14 protein-coding genes are annotated in these 18,432 nt (G+C 64.1%); 8 read left to right on the top strand and 6 right to left on the bottom strand.

Going from position 1 to position 18,432, the window contains the following annotated elements:
* The first annotated feature begins 85 nt into the window (after positions 1-85).
* The 4 genes from G8O24_RS10590 (at position 86) to G8O24_RS10605 (ending at position 4,937) form a co-directional block, all read left to right on the top strand.
* The gene (locus tag G8O24_RS10590; RefSeq protein WP_188098901.1) at positions 86-1,459 is read left to right on the top strand and encodes a tetratricopeptide repeat protein; all 1,374 of its coding nucleotides are present in this window, start codon (positions 86-88) and stop codon (positions 1,457-1,459) included.
* A 231-nt stretch (positions 1,460-1,690) separates the two neighbouring features.
* On the top strand, positions 1,691-3,601 hold the full coding sequence (locus tag G8O24_RS10595) for a propionyl-CoA synthetase (RefSeq protein WP_188098903.1): 1,911 nt from the start codon (positions 1,691-1,693) through the stop codon (positions 3,599-3,601).
* A gap of 115 nt (positions 3,602-3,716) precedes the next feature.
* The gene (locus G8O24_RS10600) at positions 3,717-3,986 is read left to right on the top strand and encodes a hypothetical protein (protein WP_188098905.1); all 270 of its coding nucleotides are present in this window, start codon (positions 3,717-3,719) and stop codon (positions 3,984-3,986) included.
* Between the two features lie 201 nt (positions 3,987-4,187).
* A complete protein-coding gene (locus tag G8O24_RS10605) occupies positions 4,188-4,937 on the top strand; it encodes an OmpW/AlkL family protein (RefSeq protein WP_188098907.1) in 750 nt (249 codons plus the stop codon).
* A gap of 133 nt (positions 4,938-5,070) precedes the next feature.
* Here the strand turns inward: G8O24_RS10605 and G8O24_RS10610 are convergent, their stop codons facing one another.
* On the bottom strand, positions 5,071-5,766 hold the full coding sequence (locus tag G8O24_RS10610; RefSeq protein WP_188098909.1) for a DUF1013 domain-containing protein: 696 nt from the start codon (positions 5,764-5,766) through the stop codon (positions 5,071-5,073).
* A gap of 268 nt (positions 5,767-6,034) precedes the next feature.
* Between G8O24_RS10610 and ispH the strand changes: the two genes are divergently transcribed.
* Genes ispH through rnhA form a run of 3 tightly spaced genes read left to right on the top strand, consistent with a single transcriptional unit; the run spans position 6,035 to position 8,442 of the window.
* The gene (ispH, locus tag G8O24_RS10615) at positions 6,035-7,003 is read left to right on the top strand and encodes a 4-hydroxy-3-methylbut-2-enyl diphosphate reductase (protein WP_188098911.1); all 969 of its coding nucleotides are present in this window, start codon (positions 6,035-6,037) and stop codon (positions 7,001-7,003) included.
* A 6-nt stretch (positions 7,004-7,009) separates the two neighbouring features.
* Complete coding sequence (locus tag G8O24_RS10620; RefSeq protein WP_188098913.1) at positions 7,010-7,993, top strand: homoserine kinase; 984 nt, start codon at positions 7,010-7,012, stop codon at positions 7,991-7,993.
* Positions 7,990-8,442, top strand: coding sequence for a ribonuclease HI (gene rnhA, locus G8O24_RS10625; protein ID WP_188098915.1), 453 nt, complete (start codon positions 7,990-7,992; stop codon positions 8,440-8,442). The genes G8O24_RS10620 and rnhA overlap by 4 nt, the downstream gene beginning before the upstream one ends.
* Before the next feature lie 110 nt (positions 8,443-8,552).
* Here rnhA and G8O24_RS10630 read toward each other — a convergent pair whose 3' ends face one another.
* A complete protein-coding gene (locus G8O24_RS10630) occupies positions 8,553-11,552 on the bottom strand; it encodes an autotransporter outer membrane beta-barrel domain-containing protein (RefSeq protein WP_188098917.1) in 3,000 nt (999 codons plus the stop codon).
* Between the two features lies 1 nt (position 11,553).
* Between G8O24_RS10630 and G8O24_RS10635 the strand changes: the two genes are divergently transcribed.
* On the top strand, positions 11,554-11,859 hold the full coding sequence (locus tag G8O24_RS10635) for a hypothetical protein (protein WP_188098919.1): 306 nt from the start codon (positions 11,554-11,556) through the stop codon (positions 11,857-11,859).
* A gap of 262 nt (positions 11,860-12,121) precedes the next feature.
* On the opposite strand, the gene G8O24_RS10640 is transcribed toward G8O24_RS10635, so the two are convergent.
* The 4 genes from G8O24_RS10640 to G8O24_RS10655 all read right to left on the bottom strand — a co-directional run bounded on the left by G8O24_RS10640 (position 12,122) and on the right by G8O24_RS10655 (position 18,232).
* Positions 12,122-12,607 (bottom strand): peroxiredoxin, encoded by a 486-nt coding sequence (locus tag G8O24_RS10640; protein WP_188098920.1) that lies wholly within the window; start codon positions 12,605-12,607, stop codon positions 12,122-12,124.
* Positions 12,608-12,845: 238 nt separating this feature from the next.
* Positions 12,846-14,531 (bottom strand): long-chain fatty acid--CoA ligase, encoded by a 1,686-nt coding sequence (locus G8O24_RS10645; RefSeq protein WP_188098922.1) that lies wholly within the window; start codon positions 14,529-14,531, stop codon positions 12,846-12,848.
* A 194-nt stretch (positions 14,532-14,725) separates the two neighbouring features.
* Complete coding sequence (locus tag G8O24_RS10650) at positions 14,726-16,234, bottom strand: D-alanyl-D-alanine carboxypeptidase family protein (RefSeq protein WP_188098924.1); 1,509 nt, start codon at positions 16,232-16,234, stop codon at positions 14,726-14,728.
* 189 nt (positions 16,235-16,423) lie between these two features.
* On the bottom strand, positions 16,424-18,232 hold the full coding sequence (locus G8O24_RS10655; protein ID WP_188098926.1) for a glucan ABC transporter ATP-binding protein/ permease: 1,809 nt from the start codon (positions 18,230-18,232) through the stop codon (positions 16,424-16,426).
* Positions 18,233-18,432 lie beyond the last annotated feature (200 nt).

Consider the following 18,432-nt stretch of genomic DNA (forward strand, 5'->3'; position numbering starts at 1 on the left):
GTCACGGCGTGGACGGGCCCGGTTTGAACCGGTCCTTCGCCCGCCGCGACAACGGTGAAAACCTGATGTGACGGAGTGCTTCGGCATGCGCACGCATTCTCCCGCGCCAATATCCAAGGTCTCTTTGCGCCTCGGCCTGCTCGGTGCAGCGATCAGCCTCGCGCTGGCGGCGCCGGCCTCTGCAGCCGTCGATTGCGTAGCCGGCAGCAAAGCCGCTTCGTCAGAACTGATCTCCGCGTGCAGCGCCATCATCGACCAGAGCTCGAATCCAACGGCCGATCGCGTTGCGGCGCTGCTGGTTCGGGCCGATGCCAACGCGCGCACCTCCGGCGGTCTGACGCAGGCGCTGCGGGATATCGACCGCGCCATCGCGCTCGATGGCAGGAACGCGCGCGCCTGGCGGCTGCGCGGTGACCTGCTGCGCGAGGCGGGCGGTGATCTCAATCGCGCCACGTCCGATCTCAGCAAGGCGATCGAGCTCGATCCGCAGGATGCCGAAGCCTATGAACTGCGCGGCGTCGCCTATACCAATCAGCGCCGTCTCGACCGCGCGATCGCCGATTATGATCAGGCGATCAAGCTGAAGCCGGACTATGCGCAGGCCTGGTCTGACCGCGGCGCGACCTATTATCTCAACGGCGACAACGAGAGGGCGGTCAACGACCTTAGTCAGGCCTTACTGCTCGATCCGAGCCGGGCGCGCAGCTACACCAATCGCGGGGCGGCCTACAAGAAGCTCGGTCAGCTCGAAAAATCGGTCGCCGACGACAGCGAGGCGATCAGGCTCGATCCGAAAGTGCCGGAGTATTACGACAATCGCGGACTGTCTTATGCCGCTTTGAAAGACTACGACAAGGCGATCGCCGATTACGATCAGGCGCTGCGGCTCGCGCCGCGGCCGAACTTCTTCACCAACCGCGGCGATTCCTACCAGTTCAAGGGCGAGTTCGGCGCGGCGCTCAGTGATTACGAGGCTGCCCTGAAGCTCGATCCTGGTTTCGCGAAGACCTACAACAATCGCGCGGTGCTCTATGCCAAGATGGGCGAGCGCAAGAAAGCACTTGCCGACTACGAGACCGCGCTGCGGCTCGACCCCGGCAACGCCAACGCCGCGGACGGTCGCCGCACCATGATCGCCGAGATCGCAAAGTTCGGCGCCGAGCCGCCGCAGCCGCTGGCCGCCAATTCCGGCAACGGCCCGTCATTCGATTGCGCCTCTGCCAAGCGCGAGGTCGAGAAGGTGATCTGCGCCGATCCGCAATTGGGCGCGCTCGACCGCCAGCTCGCCGAAGCCTATGAGCGCGTGCTGAAATCGATGAGCCGGCGCGCGGCCGATGCCTTACGCAAATCCCAGCACGAGTTCCTCGCCATCCGCGATGCCAGCTTCCGTCGACCCGGCTACGACCTGAAGAAGGTCATGCAGGACCGGTTGCAACGGTTGAATGCGATGGAGGGGTAGCTGCTTTCGCGAGCCAATTGCGCCCCTGCCGGGGAAAGTTAGGGAGGGTCCACAGATTCAGAGCGAGGCTCGTGGCTTCCCCTCTCGTTGCGCCTTCTTTTCAGCTTGAACCGCGGCCAGTTCCCGGGAAAATACCCCTCAAACACGGTCGGCATTTGATCCCCGTCATGGCGGGACTGACATCCTTCCGTCAGGTCAAAGCGAGGCCATAAAGGGAACGGGAGCGCGGAAATGAACGTCCAGGGGAAGAGTCTCTATCATGAGGTCCATGCGCGCTCGCTGGCGGACCCTGAAGGTTTCTGGGCCGAGGCGGCGAAGGAGATCGACTGGATCGAGCCGCCCAGGAAGATCTTCGATCCCGCCCAGGGCGTCTATGGCCGCTGGTTCACCGGTGGTGTCGTCAACACTTGCTACAATGCGCTCGACCGGCATGTCGAACGCGGCCGCGCCGACCAGGTCGCGCTGATCCACGATTCGCCGCTGACCGATTCGGTCACGAAACTCACCTATGCCGAGCTGCTGGCCGAGGTGCAGGCGCTCGCCGCCATCATGCAGGATTTCGGCGTCGCCAAGGGCGATCGCGTCATCATCTATATGCCGATGGTGCCGGAGGCGGTTGTCGCCATGCTCGCCTGCGCGCGCATCGGCGCGGTGCATTCGGTCGTGTTCGGCGGCTTTGCGGCGAAGGAACTGGCCACCCGCATCGACGATGCGCAGCCAAAACTCGTTCTCTCCGCGAGCTGTGGCATCGAGCCGGGCCGCATCGTGCAGTACAAGCCGCTGCTCGACGAGGCGATCAAGCTGGCATCGGCGAAGCCGAAGGCCTGCATCGTGCTGCAGCGTCCGCAGCTCGTTTGCGACCTCACGCCCAAGCGCGACTATGATTGGGCAAGCCTGCGCCGCAAGGCGATGAACGAGGGCAAGAAGGCGACTTGCGTGCCGGTCGCTGCGACTGATCCGCTCTATATCCTCTACACCTCGGGCACGACAGGCATTCCCAAGGGCGTCGTGCGCGACAATGGCGGGCACCTAGTTGCCGTGAAATGGTCGATGTTCAACCTCTATGGCGTCAAGCCGGGCGAGGTCTGGTGGTGTGGCTCCGACATCGGCTGGGTCGTCGGCCACAGCTACATCATCTACGGTCCGCTGCTGCATGGTGCGACGTCGATCATGTATGAGGGCAAACCGGTGGGCACGCCCAATGCCGGCGCGTTCTGGCGCGTGATCTCGGAGCACAAGGCGGTGGCCTTGTTCACCGCCCCGACAGCGTTCCGCGCGATCCGCAAAGAGGATCCGGACGGCAAGTTCATCCGGCAATATGATCTGTCGAAATTCCGTACCCTGTTTCTCGCCGGCGAGCGCGCCGATCCCCCGACGGTGGAATGGGCGGAGCAGCAGCTGAAGGTGCCTGTCATCGACCATTGGTGGCAGACCGAGACTGGCTGGTGCATCGCCGGCAATCCGGTGGGCTTGGGATTGCTGCCGGTCAAGCACGGCTCGCCGACGGTGCCGATGCCGGGCTACCAGGTCGATGTCGTCGATGAGGCCGCCAAGCCGGTCGGTCCCAACACCATGGGCTCGATCGTCATCAAGCTGCCGATGCCGCCCGGATGCCTGCCGACGCTGTGGAATCAGGACGCGCGCTTCAAGGAAGCGTATTTGAGTGAATTCCCTGGCTACTACAAAACCTCGGACGCCGGCTACAAGGATGAGGACGGTTATGTCTTCGTCATGGGCCGCACCGACGACATCATCAACGTCGCCGGCCATCGTCTGTCCACTGGCGGCATGGAGGAGATCCTGGCCTCGCATCCCGATGTCGCCGAATGCGCCGTGCTCGGCGTCAAGGATGCGATCAAGGGTGAGGTTCCCTGCGGCTTCCTGGTGCTGAAGTCCGGCGTGAAACGCGCTCCCGGCGAGATCGAGAAGGAGATCATCGCTCTGGTGCGCGACAAGCTCGGCCCCGTCGCCGCCTTCAAGCTCGCCATCACCGTCGGCCGCCTGCCCAAGACGCGCTCCGGCAAGATCCTGCGCGGCACCATCAAGAAGATCGCCGACGGCGAGACCTGGTCGATGCCGGCCACGATCGAGGATCCCAAGGCGCTGGACGAGATCGGAGAGGCGCTGAAGGGGAGGGTCTGAGGTTCTGGCCTGTCATTCCGGTAGCGGTCCTGCGGACCGCCCTGAATGACCGCGTCGGGTGACTTACATTCTCCGCATTCCGCGCTAAACAGGGCCGGCTAACAGGGGATTCCGTATGCCACTCGCCACCGCGACGCGCCTGCTCATGGGCGTGAGCCTTGCCATCGCGCTTTCCGCCTGCTCGGCGCGCTACCAGACGCCGACGGCGATGGGCGGTGACGACGACGATGCGGTGTGCCAGAGCCGCGGCTATGCACAGGGCTCGCCGGAATACGTGGCCTGCCGGAAGGACCGGGACGTCCAGCGCAGCGCCGCCACGGCCCGCGCCGATCGTCGCCAGCGCGACCTCGGCGAATACATGCTGAACCATCCCGAGCGGCCGTGACTTTTGCGTGTAGGGGGGGCGGAAATATATTGCCGCGCCACGGCCTCGCGCCCGCATTTTTCGTGACACATCTGCAACGCTGCGACCAAATCGTGTCGCGTCAGTCCTGATTTGATCGGCGTCAAATCCTTCACCGTCCCCTTTCTGCTCTGACGCTCATGTTGCGCAAAGACGCGCGAGATGGCTGAAGGGGAAGTTGATATGGACGGAACGATAAGAAGCTTGGCGCGGATCGCGACGGTTGGCGCGATGCTCGCGGGAACTATTGCCTCGGTGCAGGCCGCCGATTTGCCTGTCTACAAGAAGGCACCACCGCCGGTGGAGGCGGCGTTCAATCCCTGGATGGTGCGTCTGCGCGTCCTCGGCGTGCTGCCGGACGCCGGCGGCTCGACCGTCAATGTCGCGGGCGTGCCGTCGCTGTCGTCGCCGAATTCCGGCCTCTCGATCAGCAATCAGGCGGTGCCTGAGCTCGACATCAGCTACTTCTTCACGAAGAACATCGCGGCCGAGCTGATCCTCGGCGTGACCCGGCACTCGATCAGCGGCACCGGCTCGCTCGCGAACCTGCCGATCGGCAAGACCACGCTGCTGCCGCCGACGCTGACCCTGCAATACCACTTCGACAATTTCGGCGCGTTCAAGCCTTATATCGGCGCCGGCGTGAACTACACCGTGTTCTTCAACAACTCGGCCGCCAACGTGCCGGCCGTCATCGTCGGACCGCCGGTCGGGCCCGTCACGACCACCGCTCTTCACGTCAGTAATGCCTGGGGCGGCGCCGTGCAGTTCGGCTTCGACTACATGCTCGACCGGCACTGGGGCCTCAACGTCGACGTGAAGAAGCTCTGGCTGCGGCCGGACTACACCGCGACCGTGAGCGGGCTGGCCGTCACCGGCAACGCGCATATCGATCCGTGGCTGGTCGGCGGCGGTGTGACGTACAAGTTCTGAGGTCGACGTCGTCCCGGCGAAGGCCGGGACCACCGCGTGATCCATCGGTTGCGGGTGTGACAGAGTCACAAAGAAAAAACGCGGCGGGTTGTGCCGCCGCGTTTGCACTTGGTGATGAGTGAGTGAAGGAGCCTTACTCCTCCTCTTCCTCGTGTTTCTTGCCGCCGAGGGTCTTCAGCTTGGCGAACACGGCGTCGACATTGAGGTCGTCGCTCGACTTCTCCGACGTCTCGTACTCGTCCTTCTTGGTGGTCTCGGAGGCCGGCAGCAGGGTGGCGCCGCCATAGTTCGCGTCGATCGGCTTTTCCTTGGCCGCACGCGCCACTTCGAAATCGAGCTCGATCTGCGAGCAGAGGCCGAGGGTCACCGGGTCGATCGGCGTCAGCTGGGACGTGTTCCAGTGGGTCCGGTCGCGGACGCTGGCGATCGTGCTCTTGGTCGTGCCAACCAGGCGCATGACCTGCGCGTCCTTCAGCTCCGGATGGCTGCGCAGCAGCCAGAGGATGGCGCTGGGGCGCTCGTGGCGGCGCGAGACCGGGGTGTAGCGCGGGCCCTTGCGTTTGGGCTGGGGCGGCAGCACGACCTTGCTCTCCTGGAGGCGCAGCCGGTAGTCCGGATTCTTTTCGCCCTTCTCGATCTCCTCGCGGGTCAGCTGGCCGTTGGACAGCGGATCCATGCCCTTGATGCCCTGGGCGGCGTCGCCGTCGGCGATCGCGCGCACCTCGAGGGGATGCATCTTGGTGAAATCGGCGACTTGGTCGAAGGTCAGCGCGGTGTTGTCGAGCAGCCAGACGGCGGTCGCCTTGGGCATCAGAGGTGCGTTGCTCATGGCAAATCTCCTTTGTGCTTCGCCCACCCCCTCAGGAGGCGAAACCGGTGGTCATCAGCGATTACAGGGAATTGCCGCTATATAAGCCGGGAGGGGGTAGCCACGCAATGGTTCTGCTATAGATAGTGCCTTGACAGCGCCCGAAAGGGGGCCCAATTCCCTCTCAAGTCGCTATGACGTCCAAGCAGACCGTTTTAGGCCCTTTTCCATCCCATCGACCGTCCCCCGCCGGAAGGCGAAACGGGTGATTCGGTCCCGAGATCGCTCAATGTCAGCCAAACCAGACCTCAAGATCGTGCTTTGTTCTCCCCGCGGCTTCTGCGCCGGGGTGGTCCGGGCGATCGACACCGTGGAACGGGCGCTCGATAAGTATGGCGCCCCCGTCTATGTTCGCCATGAGATTGTGCACAACAAATACGTCGTTGATGGGTTGAAAAAGAAGGGCGCCATCTTCGTCGAGGAGCTGGCGGAGATTCCGGAAAACACCACCGCGCCGGTGGTGTTTTCGGCCCATGGCGTGCCGAAGTCGGTTCCGGCAGACGCCCAGTCGCGCAATCTGTTCTCGCTGGATGCGACCTGCCCGCTGGTGACCAAGGTTCACCGCGAGGCCGCGATCCACTTCAAGCGCGGCCGCGAGATCTTCCTGATCGGCCATTCGCATCACCCTGAAGTCGTCGGTACGCTCGGCCAGCTGCCGGCCGGCGCGGTCACCCTGATCGAGACCGCCGAGGACGCCAAGACCATCAATCCGAAGGACCCGAACAATCTGGCCTTCGTGACCCAGACCACGCTGTCGATCGACGACACCGCGGAGATCGTGGCGTTGCTGAAAGAGCGCTTCCCGAACATCAACGGTCCGCACAAGGAAGACATCTGCTACGCCACCACCAACCGCCAACTCGCGGTGAAGAAGGTGGCGCCGGTGGTTGATGCCTTGATCGTGGTCGGCGCGCCGAACTCGTCGAACTCGCAGCGCCTGCGCGAGGTCGCCGAGCGCGAGGGGTGCAGGATCGCCGTGCTGGCGCAGCGCGCCGCCGACATCGACTGGACCAAATTCGGAAACATCACCAGCCTCGGCATCACCGCGGGCGCATCCGCACCGGAAGTGATCGTCGAGGAGATCATGGACGCGTTCGCCGAGCGCTACACGCTGCATGTGGAGACGGTCTCGGCCGCGGAAGAGAACGAGTTCTTCCCGCTGCCGCGTCAGGTGCGCCCTGAAGCTGCCGCCGAGTAATCTTGCATGGCGGTCTACACCGACGTTGCCGCCGACGAGCTTGCGGATTTCCTGAAGCAGTACGATCTCGGCGAATTGCTCTCCTACAAGGGCATCGCCGAGGGCGTCGAAAACACCAACTTCCTGCTGCACACCAGCAAAGGATCGTTCATCCTCACGCTCTATGAGAAGCGCGTGGCGAAGAACGACCTGCCATTCTTCCTCGCGCTGATGACGCATCTCGCCGAGCACGGCGTGACCTGCCCGCTGCCGGTGAAGGCGAAAGACGGCGAGGCGCTGCTCGAATTGCAGGGGCGACCCGCCGCGATCATCACCTTTCTCGAAGGCATCTGGCCGCGCAAGCCGAACGCTGTGCATTGCGCAGGCGTGGGCGATGGGCTCGCCCGGATGCATCTGGCCGGCGCGAACTTTGCGATCAAGCGCGCGAATGCGCTGTCGGTTGCGGGTTGGCGGCCGCTGTTCGATGCGGCGGCTGATCGTGCCGACGAGGTGCAACCGGGGCTGCGCGCGTTTCTCTCGGCTGAGCTCGATTATCTCTCCGGTGGCGTCTGGCCGAACAATCTGCCCGAGGGCGTGATCCACGCCGACCTCTTCAACGACAACGTCTTCTTCCTCGGCGACAAGCTCTCGGGCATCATCGACTTCACCTTTGCCTGCAACGACATGCTGGCCTATGACGTCGCGATCTGCCTCAACGCCTGGTGCTTCGAGCCGGATCATTCCTTCAACGTCACCAAGGCCCGCGCCTTCCTCAATGCCTATGGACGGGTGCGGAAGCTGTCCGAGGCGGAGGAGGCCGCGCTGCCGCTGCTGGCGCGGGGAGCAGCGATCCGCTTCCTGCTGACGCGGCTGGTCGACTGGCTCAACGTGCCGCCCGGTGCACTGGTCAAGCCGAAGGACCCTCTCGAATACGTCCGCAAGCTGCGCTTCCACCAGAGCGTCTCCAGCGCGCGTGACTACGGGCTGATGCCGTCAGGACTGGTCGCGTGAGTGAGCTTCCCAACGTCACGATCTTCACCGATGGCGCCTGCTCCGGGAATCCCGGACCGGGCGGCTGGGGCGCGATTCTGAAGTTCGGCGACAAGGAAAAGGAGCTGTGCGGCGGCCAGCCGCATACCACCAACAACCAGATGGAATTGATGGCGGCGATCTCCGCGCTGGAAGCGCTGAAGAAGCCGTGTACGGTCGATCTCTACACCGACAGCCAATATGTCCGGCAGGGCATCACGGGGTGGATCTTTGGCTGGAAGCGTAACGGCTGGCGCACCGCCGACAAGAAGCCGGTCAAGAACGTCGAGCTATGGCAGCGCCTCGATGCGGCGCTCAAGGCGCATCAGGTACGCTGGCATTGGGTGAAGGGTCACGCCGGCCATCCCGAGAACGAACGCGCGGATCAGCTGGCGCGGGATGGGATCGCGAAGGCGAGGTTGCAGAGTTAAGGCACGTTGCCTGCCAACTCCGTTGCGTGGCTCAAGCGCAGCGAAACGGGTGGCCTTGATGCACGAAGGCGATGACTCTCGTGCCGCCCTGCTATCCTTACGATGTTTGCTTACCACTGATAGCGCACCGCGCCTTTGCCGGCGTAGCTGTTGGTCACGTCAGAGAATTCGCCCTCAAAGGTTGCGGCGACCGACCAGTTGTTCAGCCACCTCATCTCGACCGATGCCGTCGTCAGGGCGGATTCGCTGGCCCGGGCGGCGCCGTTGACGACGAAAGATGCGCCGGGCAGGCTCTGGAACGTGCTGGCGGCCGAGCGGTTCGGGTTGAAATCATGCGCCCAGGCCAACCGGCTACGCAACGTCAGCACGCCATTCGATAGCGCAAGCGATTTGTCGGTGCGGAAGCCAAGCTCACTGCGGCTATCGACAACGCTTTGGGCTGCATAGGCCAGCGCAAAGGTCGGAGTGCCGGCCACGACGCTTTCGGCATAGGCGGGCAGGTTGAAGAGCGTGAATTGCCCTGCTGCGTAAGGCGTGATGCCGACACCGCCGATCCGTGGCGTGACGAAGCGGTAGCCGCCCTCGAGACGGCCGGAATACGCATTGGCATTGAATTCGGCGCGAAGCTGGTCGATGCCGGCGACAGTGACCGTGCGATTCGTCGTGACGTCCTGCCAGCCATAGGCGAGGCCGGCCGAGACATAGGCCGCACCTTGAGCATGGCGCACATAGGCGCCGGCCTGGAACAGGTCGGAGCGGCCGGAGCCTCCATTCGTCACGGAAAAATTCGTGCCGCCGCCGGCCAGCGCAAAGCCGGCGACGGTGTTCGGCGAGAACAGGTAGTCGGCGCCGACGGCGGTGCCGTAGATGCTGCTGGACGTGTTGTTCGATCCCGTTGCCGTGTTGCCGTCAGTCGATTGCGAACCGCCAAAGCCTGCAACCCAAACGTTCCAGCGCAGTTGGAATGCCGCGGCGGGTGGCGCCTTGGTGAACATCGCATACGCATCGTTGGTCTTTCCGGCCGTATAAGCGCTGACGCTGCCGCTCTCTCCAGCAAAGCCCGACGCGCCCGGCCTGAAATCCGTTTCGTCGGTCCGATTCGCGAACGGATCGGTGAGAAGCCCCATGAACTGGTTCATGGCGTCAAACGTCGTCTGTTGCGAGCCGGTCGCGGTCTCGCCGGAGATTTGCGTCAGCGCATTGGACAGATTGGTACCGGTCAGGTTGAACAGGTTGAGGAAGCCGGGGGGCAGCGTGCCGCCGCTGTTGAAGAAGTTGTTGAGCGCATTGGCGACGCTTTGCTGATTGCCGTTGGGCGCCGACGGAAGCGGACCAAGCGCCGACACCAGGTTGAGTACCACGTCGGTGTTGGTGTAGCTCAGGCTCGCGGTGAAGTTGGCCAGATTGACGGTCTTCAACGTATCGAACTTGGTGCCGCCGAGCCCAGCCGAATGCAGGATGGTGTATTGCTTGCTCAAACTGCTGCCGGGTGCGAACACCGCCTGCACGGTGCCGGACAGCGCGGCGTTGCCGGTGACATTGGCGCGTGAAGCCGTCGCGGCGTTGACCTGCACGAGATAGATGGCAGCGGACGTGAAGGCGAGATTGCCGGCGACCGTCAGCGTTCCCGGCGTGCCGGTGAGCAATCCCGGCACCACGGTGCCGGGCGCCAGGATGCCGCCATTGATCTGCGTGGTGCCGACCGTTCCGGTGCCGCTGAGCACGCCGGGAATATTGTTGATGGAACTGTTGACCGTGGTCAGGACCGAGCTTGCAGTCGAGCCGTCCACCTCCAGGAAGCCGCCTACCGTGGTGGTGCCGGTGTAGGTGTTGGTGCCCGAGAGAACCACCTCGAGAGTTGAACTGATCAGGGGCACGGCGAGCGAACCGGTCCCCGCGAGCGCCGCACTGATAGTGCCGGATTGGATTTGGATGGTTCCCGACGAAGCCAGGGTACCGTTGGTGATGGCACCGGCGAGCATCGACAGGCCGCCGTTTTGCGTTTGTGTCGTCCCGCCGAGATCGAGCGTGGAGCTGCGACTGAGCAGCTCGATCGAATTTGACGCAAGACCCAGCGTGCTGGCGCCACTCAACCGCAAGCCCCCGAAACCGATCGAGGTCGAGCCTGAATATGTGTTGGCGCCTGAAAGTGTCAGGATCCCGTCCGAAAACTTCGAGAAATTGCCGCTGCCCGAGATGACGCCGGAGAATGTGGTGTCGGCTTTATAGAAGCCGTTTATCAAGAGGTTTCCGACGCTGCCCAGGGTGACGTTGCCTGCGCCGGCGAGCGACCCAATAAGGCCGCTGTGACCATTGAGATCGAGGGTGGCGCCCGCGGCGACCGTGACCGCGCTTTGCGGCGCGAACACAAACTCGTTTCCTGCGCGCAGCGTTCCGGCGAGAATGTTGGTCGGCCCGCTGTAGCCTCCGGGATTCGATGGAATGGTGCCCGTGAGGGTCAGGGTGCCGGTCCCGGACTTGGTCAGGCCGCCGGTGCCGCTGAAAGATCCTCCGAAGGTCACGTTGTTGCCGTTGGTGTCGAACGTGCCGCCGCCCGCATTCATGGTCACGGCACGCGTCGCCGCGAGCGTCATGCTGTTGGTGAATTGCAGCGTCCCGCCGTTGAAGGTGAGACCGCCGGTCGACGCGCCGAGATTCTGGTCGGCCGACACCGAGAGCTTACCTCCGGTCAGAGTCGTGCCGCCGGTGTAGCTATTCGCTCCGGTGAGGCTTGTGGTGCCCGCGAGCACATTGACCGAACCGCCGCCGCCAATCGTCGGGGCGAAGACGTAGTTTGCCGAGGTGTGATTGAAATTGATCGTTCCTGTGCCGGCGCCGAACGATACGCTCGCGGTATTCAATGTGCCCGGCGCCGCCGCCGAGCTTCCACCGGGCGCCCCGATATTCAGCGTTCCGCTTGATCCGGCTTGCACCGCCACCTGAAGCGCTGCCGCCGTCACCGAGCCGCCGTTCGCGATGGTGAGCGTCCCGGCGCCGCTGCTTCCGACGACAATGTTTCCGGTCGAATTCCACGTCGAGCCCGCGCCTGTCACGGTGACTGCGCCCTGCGCCGGGGATGTGAGGCCGAGCGTACCGGTCGAGCTGGCCAACGTGCCGCCGCCGCTGATTGTCAGCTGTCCGGCGGCGGACAGCCCGACTTGTAGATTCGTCGTGGTGGCACCCGGTGTCCCGATCACCGTCGGATTGGGCGCGGTCGTATCCAGTCTCGCGTCGTTGCCGCCTCCCGGAACTCCGTTCGTCCAGTTTCCAGCTGTGAACCAATCCGTGGAGGTCGTGCCGGTCCAAACCGTCTGTGCAAATGCGGGCTCGCTCGCCGCGCACAACACCATCAAGCCGCCAAATAATTTCGCGTGCCGCAACTTCATCGTGCCCCCGGAGGACGGCTTCGGGCCGTGATCTCCATTCGCGGCGCTGGCCCCAACCTTCAGTTGAAACTAGCTTCCGGAGTCCAGAAACACAAGGATACTATGGCGACACAAGCCGCGAGGCGCTGTCATCTCGCGGACGCAAGAGCGACGTCAAATCTGCATGCGCGGTCCTCACTGCGCAGCATCGCAGACGGGTGAGGTGTCTGGCTCCAGGGAGAGAGACCCTCATCCCGCGCGCATGTCAGATGCGCCACTTTCTTCCACAAAGTGAAGGGGAGGCGCGGGGCGCCTTATAGCTGCCCCAGCAGCGTATCGCCCCCTGACACCTCGACCTTGCCGGGCATCGCTTCCAGGTTCAGTTTCTTCACCACGCCGTCCTCGACCAGCATCGAGTACCGCTTGGAGCGGATGCCGAGGCCGTTGCCCGAGGCATCCAGTTCCATGCCGATCGCCTTGGTGAAGTCGGCATTGCCGTCGGCGAGGAAGACGGCCTCGTCGCGCTGGTCGGTATCGCGCTTCCAGGCGTTCATGACGAAGGCGTCGTTGACGGAAACGATCGCGATGGTGTCGACGCCCTTGTCCTTGATGGCATAGGCGTTGAGGAAGATGCTCGGCAGATGCATCTTGTGGCAGGTGCCGGTGTAGGCGCCGGGCACCGCGAACAGCGCCACTTTCTTGCCCTTGAAGATATCGTCGGTGGTCTTCACCTGCGGACCTTCCGCCGTCATCACGCGGAATTTCGTCTCGGGCAGCTTGTCGCCAACTTGGATCGCCATGGTCGTTTCTCCATTGAAAGGGGCCGGGGCTGTTCTAGAGCATTTTACCGCTGGAGGGAAACGGCATCACCGCTGTGCGACGAGGCGGACGCTGCCAATTTCTCGTCATTGCGAGGAGCCCTTGCGACGAAGCAATCCAGAGATGTATCCGCGGATGCATTCCTGGATTGCTTCGCTGCGCTCGCAATGACGATGGGGCACGCAAGTCCGCCATCGGGCCGAAGGTCGAGAGGCTGCCCTACGCCGCCTGGGCCTTCTTTTCGTCGCGCAGCTCACGGCGCAGGATCTTGCCGACATTGGTCTTGGGCAGGTCGGCGCGGAATTCGATGTGCTTGGGCACCTTGTAGCCGGTGAGCTGCTCGTGACAGAACTTGATCACGTCCTCGGCCGTGAGGTTCGGATCCTTCTTCACCACAAAAGCCTTCACCGCCTCGCCCGATTTGGAATCGGGGATGCCGATCACGGCGCATTCGAGTACGCCCGGATGGCTCGCGATCACTTCCTCGATCTCGTTCGGATAGACGTTGAAGCCGGAGACCAGGATCATGTCCTTCTTGCGGTCGACGATCTTGGTGTAGCCCTTCTCGTCCATGATGCCGATGTCGCCGGTGCGGAAATAGCCGTCCGCCGTCATCACCTTCGCCGTCTCCTCCGGCCGGTTCCAGTAGCCCGACATCACTTGCGGGCCCTTGGCGCAGATCTCGCCGGCCTGGCCGAGCGGGAGCTCGTTGCCGTCGTCGTCGCGGATCGAGATATAAGTCGACGGCACGGGAATGCCGATCGTCCCGTTGAATTCGGCATTGGTGGCGGTGTTACAGGTCAGCGTCGGCGCCGTCTCGGACAGGCCGTACCCCTCCGCAATCGAGCATCCCGTGATCGCCTTCCACTGTTCGGCCACCGGGCGCTGCACGGCCATGCCGCCGCCGTTCGAGATCTTCAGCTTGGAGAAGTCGAGCTTCTTGAAGTCGGGATGGTGCATCAGGCCGTTGTAGAGCGTGTTGACCGCCGGGAAGCTGTTGACCTGATACTTCGCGAGCTCCTTGATGAAGCCGGGGATGTCGCGCGGGTTGGGGATCAAGAGATTGCAGCCGCCGGCGCGCACGGCGAGCAGATAGCAGGCCGTCAGTGCGAAGATGTGATAGAGCGGCAGCGCGCAGACGATCATGAGCTGCTCGACATGCGGCGGCGCATTGAGCGCCGGCTGCAGCCAGGCGTCGTTCTGCAGCACGTTGGCGACGATGTTGCGGTGGAGCAGGGTGGCGCCCTTGGAGACGCCGGTGGTGCCGCCGGTATATTGCAGGAAGGCGACGTCGCCCGGCGACAGTTTCGGCTTGTTGAAGGTCTGGCCACGGCCGGCCGCGAGCGCGTCGTTGAACGACACCGCGCCCGGCAGCGCGAAGGCCGGTACCATCTTCTTGACGCGGCGGACGACGAGATTGACGATCACGCCCTTGAAGCCGAGCAGATCGCCCATGCTGGCGATGATGACGTGCTTGACCGGGGTCTTCGCGATCACCTGCTCGACGGTGTGGGCGAAGTTCTCCAGCACGATGACGGCTTCGGCGCCGGAATCCTTGAGCTGATGCTCCAGCTCGCGCGGGGTGTAGAGCGGGTTGACGTTGACCACGGCAAAGCCGGCGCGCAGCACCGCGGCGGTGGCGACCGGGTATTGCAGCACGTTCGGCATCATGATCGCGACGCGGGCGCCGCGTTGCAGGCCGCGGCCCTGCAAATAGGCCGCGAGCGCCAGCGACATCTGGTCGAGGTCGCGATAGGTGATCGCCTTGTCCATGCAGATGAACGCCTTGCGGTCGGCGAACTTGGTGAAGCTCTCCTCCAGGAGGTCGACCAGCGATGCGTATTGTGTCGGCTCGATATCGGCGGGCACGCCGGGCGGATATTGCTTGAGCCAGATACGCTCCATGGAAACTCCCCTCTCTTGACTTCAGAGCCCGTTGGTCTCGGGCCGCCTCATTGCCGGCAGTATCGAGCCTGCCGGAACGGCTGGCAAGCCGTCGAGGCTTAGGGCAAAGGCTGGGGGGAGGCTACAGGAATCGTCTCAAATCGTGCCGCAGGTGCGAAGTGCGACCCGCAGCCCGCCGAGCTGAGAGCGTGAACCTAGCTGTTGTTCGGCGCGGGCTTCGGCGCAGGTTTCGTGGCGGCCTTGGGCTTGGCGGGTTTGGCGGCCTGATCGCCGCCCGCCGGCTTCTCCGAGGGCTTGGCCGCCGCATCGGGTTTGGCCGCGGCGTGCCTGGTCGCCGCCGGCTTTGCCGCGGTTTTGGCATCAGCCTTTGCATCGCCTTTGGCCGTGGCATCGGGCCTGGTGGCCGTCGGCTTCGCCGCAGCGGTCTTTGCGTCAGTTGTTTTGGCGTCAGTCGTCTTGGCGTTACCCTTGGCCTCGCTGCCGGCGTCAGGCTTCTTGGCGAGGCGCGCCTTCTTGCCACGCGCCTTCGGCGGGTTCTGCTGGTCGGAATCGGCCGCGACCGCCGCGACCAGGGCGGCACCGGTGCGGGTCGGGCCGGTGTAGACCAGCACGGGTTCCGCGGCCGCAGGCGCCGAGGCCATCAGCTCGGACGCCTTCATCAGAGGCGGCTGGAGGCCTGCGGTGAAGAACGTCACCTGGGCCTCGCCCCCGGTGGCGGAGGCCGATCCGCTGGTGCCGCCATTGGTCGCGATCAACGCGTCGTCGTCGTCGCTGGCCGGGCGCTTGCGGTGACCACCGCACATTTCCTCGCGCAAATTGGGCGGTGAGGCGTCGACCGGCACGAGGTTCTCGACGGTGCCGAGCGAGGGGCGCAGCCACGACAAATTGTCCTGGCTGAACCCGCGCTCCAAGAGCTGCGCCGCCTTCACCGCGCGCGCGGTGCCGGAGTTGGCGCCGAGCACCACAGCGATCAGCCGCCGGCCATTGCGCGTGGCCGAGGCCACGAGGTTGTAACCGGAGGCACAGATGAAGCCGGTCTTGAAACCGTCGGCGCCGGGATAGCGGCCAATCAGCTTGTTGAAGTTCGGCGTGATCCGCTTGCCGAAGCGAATCGCCGGGATGTGGACGAAATATTCGTATTCCGGCAGGTCCCGCAGGAAGGAGCGCGCAAGAATGCCGAGGTCGCGTGCCGACGTAATCTGGCCGTCGGCGGGCAGGCCGTTCGGATTGACGTAGCTCGTCTGCGTCATGCCGAGTCGCTTCGCGGTGTCGTTCATCATCGCGGAGAAGCCGTCGATCGAGCCGCCGACGCCTTCCGCCAGGACCACCGCCATGTCGTTCGCCGACTTGACCATCATCATCTTGAGGGCGTTGTCGATGGTGAGCTGTGTGCCCGGACGAAATCCCATTTTGGACGGTGATTGCGAGGCGGCCATCGGCGACACCGTGACCAGCGTGTCGAGCGTGATCTTGCCGTCCTTGACCGCCTTCAGCGTCACATAGGCGGTCATGATCTTGGTGACCGAGGCCGGATACCAGGGAATGGTCGCGTTCTCCGCCTGCAGCACCTTGCCGCTGTCGGCTTCGATCAGCAGCAGCGCTTCGGCGTTGACGGCACGCGGCAAGACAAGCGTACCGACTGCGAGCGCCGCAGCGAACAGGTTGAACAGGGATTTGCGAAGCAGCGGGCGAAAGGCGTGCACTATCCGATTCCGGTCCTTGGAGATCCGCCTGATAGGAGCGTCTCTCGTGATCTGATGTTCGGTTTTGAAATCCAACGCCGCCGCTCGCGGCAGCGCAAACCTATACCGGCTCGGGCGTCGAGAACAGGGGCTTCCCTCCGGTATTCCGCAATGAAATAGGCCGAATTTCGACGGTGCGACCGGGACTTGCTAAGGGGACTTGACGGCAGAGGTTGCGGCTTCGGCGGCACTTATACCAGCGCGCGCGTCGGCCTGCCCCGGCTGCTGCACCATGAACTGGGCCTTGGCGAGCTCGGAAAAATGGCCGCCTTTGGCGACGAGTTCATCGAAAGTTCCGCTTTCGATCACCCGTCCGTTCTCGAATACCAGGATCCGCGTGGCGTTGCGGATGGTGGAGAGGCGGTGGGCGATCACAAAGGTGGTGCGGCCCTTCATCACTTCGTCGAGAGCGGCATTCACCTTGGCCTCGGTGACGGCATCGAGCGCGCTGGTCGCCTCGTCCAGGATCAGGATCGGTGGGTCCTTCAGGAGCGCTCGCGCGATCGACAGCCGCTGCCGTTCCCCGCCCGAGAGCATGCGGCCGCGCTCGCCGGCATTGGTCTCGAAGCCGCCGCTGCGGTCGATGAATTCGATGGCCTGCGCGCGCTCGGCGGCCTTGCGCATCTCCGCTTCGGTCGCATCCGGCTTGCCGACGCGCAAGTTCTCGGCGATCGATCGGTTGAACAGCAGCGCTTCCTGGAACACGACGCCGATGTTTCGCCGCAGCGATGTCAGCGTCACGCCGCGGACGTCCATGCCGTCGATCTTGATGAAGCCGGATTGCGGATCGAAGGCGCGGTGCAGAAGTGCGATCGCGGTGGACTTGCCGGCGCCGGTCGGGCCGACCAGCGCGATAGTCTGGCCCGGCAATGCGGTGAAGGAGAGGTCTTCGATCGCCGGCCGCTTGCCGTCATAAGAGAAGGTGACGTCATTGAACTCGACGAGGCCGGAGAGGCGGCCCGCATCGATCGCGTCGGGCCGGTCGTGCACCGCAGGCACGGCATCGAGCACATTGAAGAACTCGCGCAGGCGCGGCGCTTCCATGAACACGTTGTTGATGAAGCTCACCACCTGCTCGAGCTTCTGGATCAGCAGCGTGGCAAAGCTCACGAACATCACGATCTCGCCGACCGAGGTCAGGCCCTGGTCGTGCAGCGCGATGCCGAGCGTGAAGATCGCGAGCACCGTGATGGTGGTGGAGGCCCGCGTGATCACGGTGACGAGCGCCCACCAGGACAGCACCGGCATCTGCGCGGCGAGCAGCTCGTCGGCGACCGAACGCAGGCCCTGCACCTCGGATTCGACCCGCACGAAGCTCTGCACCAGTGCGACATTGCCGAGCGCGTCGGATGCACGCGCGGACAGCTCGCTGTACTGCTCTTCCACCGCCATCTGCATGCCGAAAGTCTTGCGCACGACGAAGGTGGTCAGCGCCGTGAAGACGACGCAGAGCACGAACAGGAGGATCGCCAGCCGCCAGTTCAGGTACAGCGACAGCGGCAACAGCACCACCACCGACAGGATCGCGGCAAAGTGTTCGCGGAAGAAGCCGAGCCAGAGCCGCCACAGCGCGTCCGTTCCGTTCAGCATGACCTTCATCAGCCGGCCCGAATGGGTGCCGGAATGGAAGGTGAGCGGCAGTTGCAGGATGTGCTCGAAATAGCTGGTCAGAACCGCCTGGCGCTGGCGGTGGGAGAGCCGGTCGGCCTGCAGCGCCACCAGCGCGCTGCAGCCGATCGTGAACAGCCCGAACGCGACCCAGGCGGCGAGGAACGGCCAAGCCGAATTGGTGCCCGCGACCGTCTTGCCCGAGAGCACGTCGACGATGCGGCCGAACAGCACGGGCTCCGCGAATTGCGAGGCCGCCAACAGGAGATTGGCGACAGCGAGCAACCAGCCGAGCCGGGCCTCCTTGCCGAGCAGCTCGAGAACGCGGGTGTAGAGGCGGAGGATGGACATGCGGGCGAAGAACTCGGTCGGGGTCTCGGAACCGATATTCTAAGCAGGGATTGTGCGCGAGATACAGCGGAAGCTACCGGTTATCTCCGGTCGAGGTCGCGCTCGCAGCGTCGGCAGGGCAAGCCGCCGGATCGTGTCAACCTGAACGGCGGATGAGCGTCGGTTGCGTCATGATCACGCAACCCCGTTCAGCTTCTGTT

The sequence above is a fragment of the Bradyrhizobium campsiandrae genome (assembly GCF_014529705.1).
GTDB classification, from domain to species: domain Bacteria; phylum Pseudomonadota; class Alphaproteobacteria; order Rhizobiales; family Xanthobacteraceae; genus Bradyrhizobium; species Bradyrhizobium campsiandrae.

Bases quoted from the DNA above. Each gene is read 5' to 3' on its own strand.
- G8O24_RS10590 (WP_188098901.1), top strand. From the start codon at position 86: ATGCGCACGCATTCTCCCGCGCCAATATCCAAGGTCTCTTTGCGCCTC.
- G8O24_RS10595 (WP_188098903.1), top strand. From the start codon at position 1,691: ATGAACGTCCAGGGGAAGAGTCTCTATCATGAGGTCCATGCGCGCTCG.
- G8O24_RS10600 (WP_188098905.1), top strand. From the start codon at position 3,717: ATGCCACTCGCCACCGCGACGCGCCTGCTCATGGGCGTGAGCCTTGCC.
- G8O24_RS10605 (WP_188098907.1), top strand. From the start codon at position 4,188: ATGGACGGAACGATAAGAAGCTTGGCGCGGATCGCGACGGTTGGCGCG.
- G8O24_RS10610 (WP_188098909.1), bottom strand. From the start codon at position 5,766: ATGAGCAACGCACCTCTGATGCCCAAGGCGACCGCCGTCTGGCTGCTC.
- ispH (WP_188098911.1), top strand. From the start codon at position 6,035: ATGTCAGCCAAACCAGACCTCAAGATCGTGCTTTGTTCTCCCCGCGGC.
- G8O24_RS10620 (WP_188098913.1), top strand. From the start codon at position 7,010: ATGGCGGTCTACACCGACGTTGCCGCCGACGAGCTTGCGGATTTCCTG.
- G8O24_RS10640 (WP_188098920.1), bottom strand. From the start codon at position 12,607: ATGGCGATCCAAGTTGGCGACAAGCTGCCCGAGACGAAATTCCGCGTG.
- G8O24_RS10645 (WP_188098922.1), bottom strand. From the start codon at position 14,531: ATGGAGCGTATCTGGCTCAAGCAATATCCGCCCGGCGTGCCCGCCGAT.
- G8O24_RS10655 (WP_188098926.1), bottom strand. From the start codon at position 18,232: ATGTCCATCCTCCGCCTCTACACCCGCGTTCTCGAGCTGCTCGGCAAG.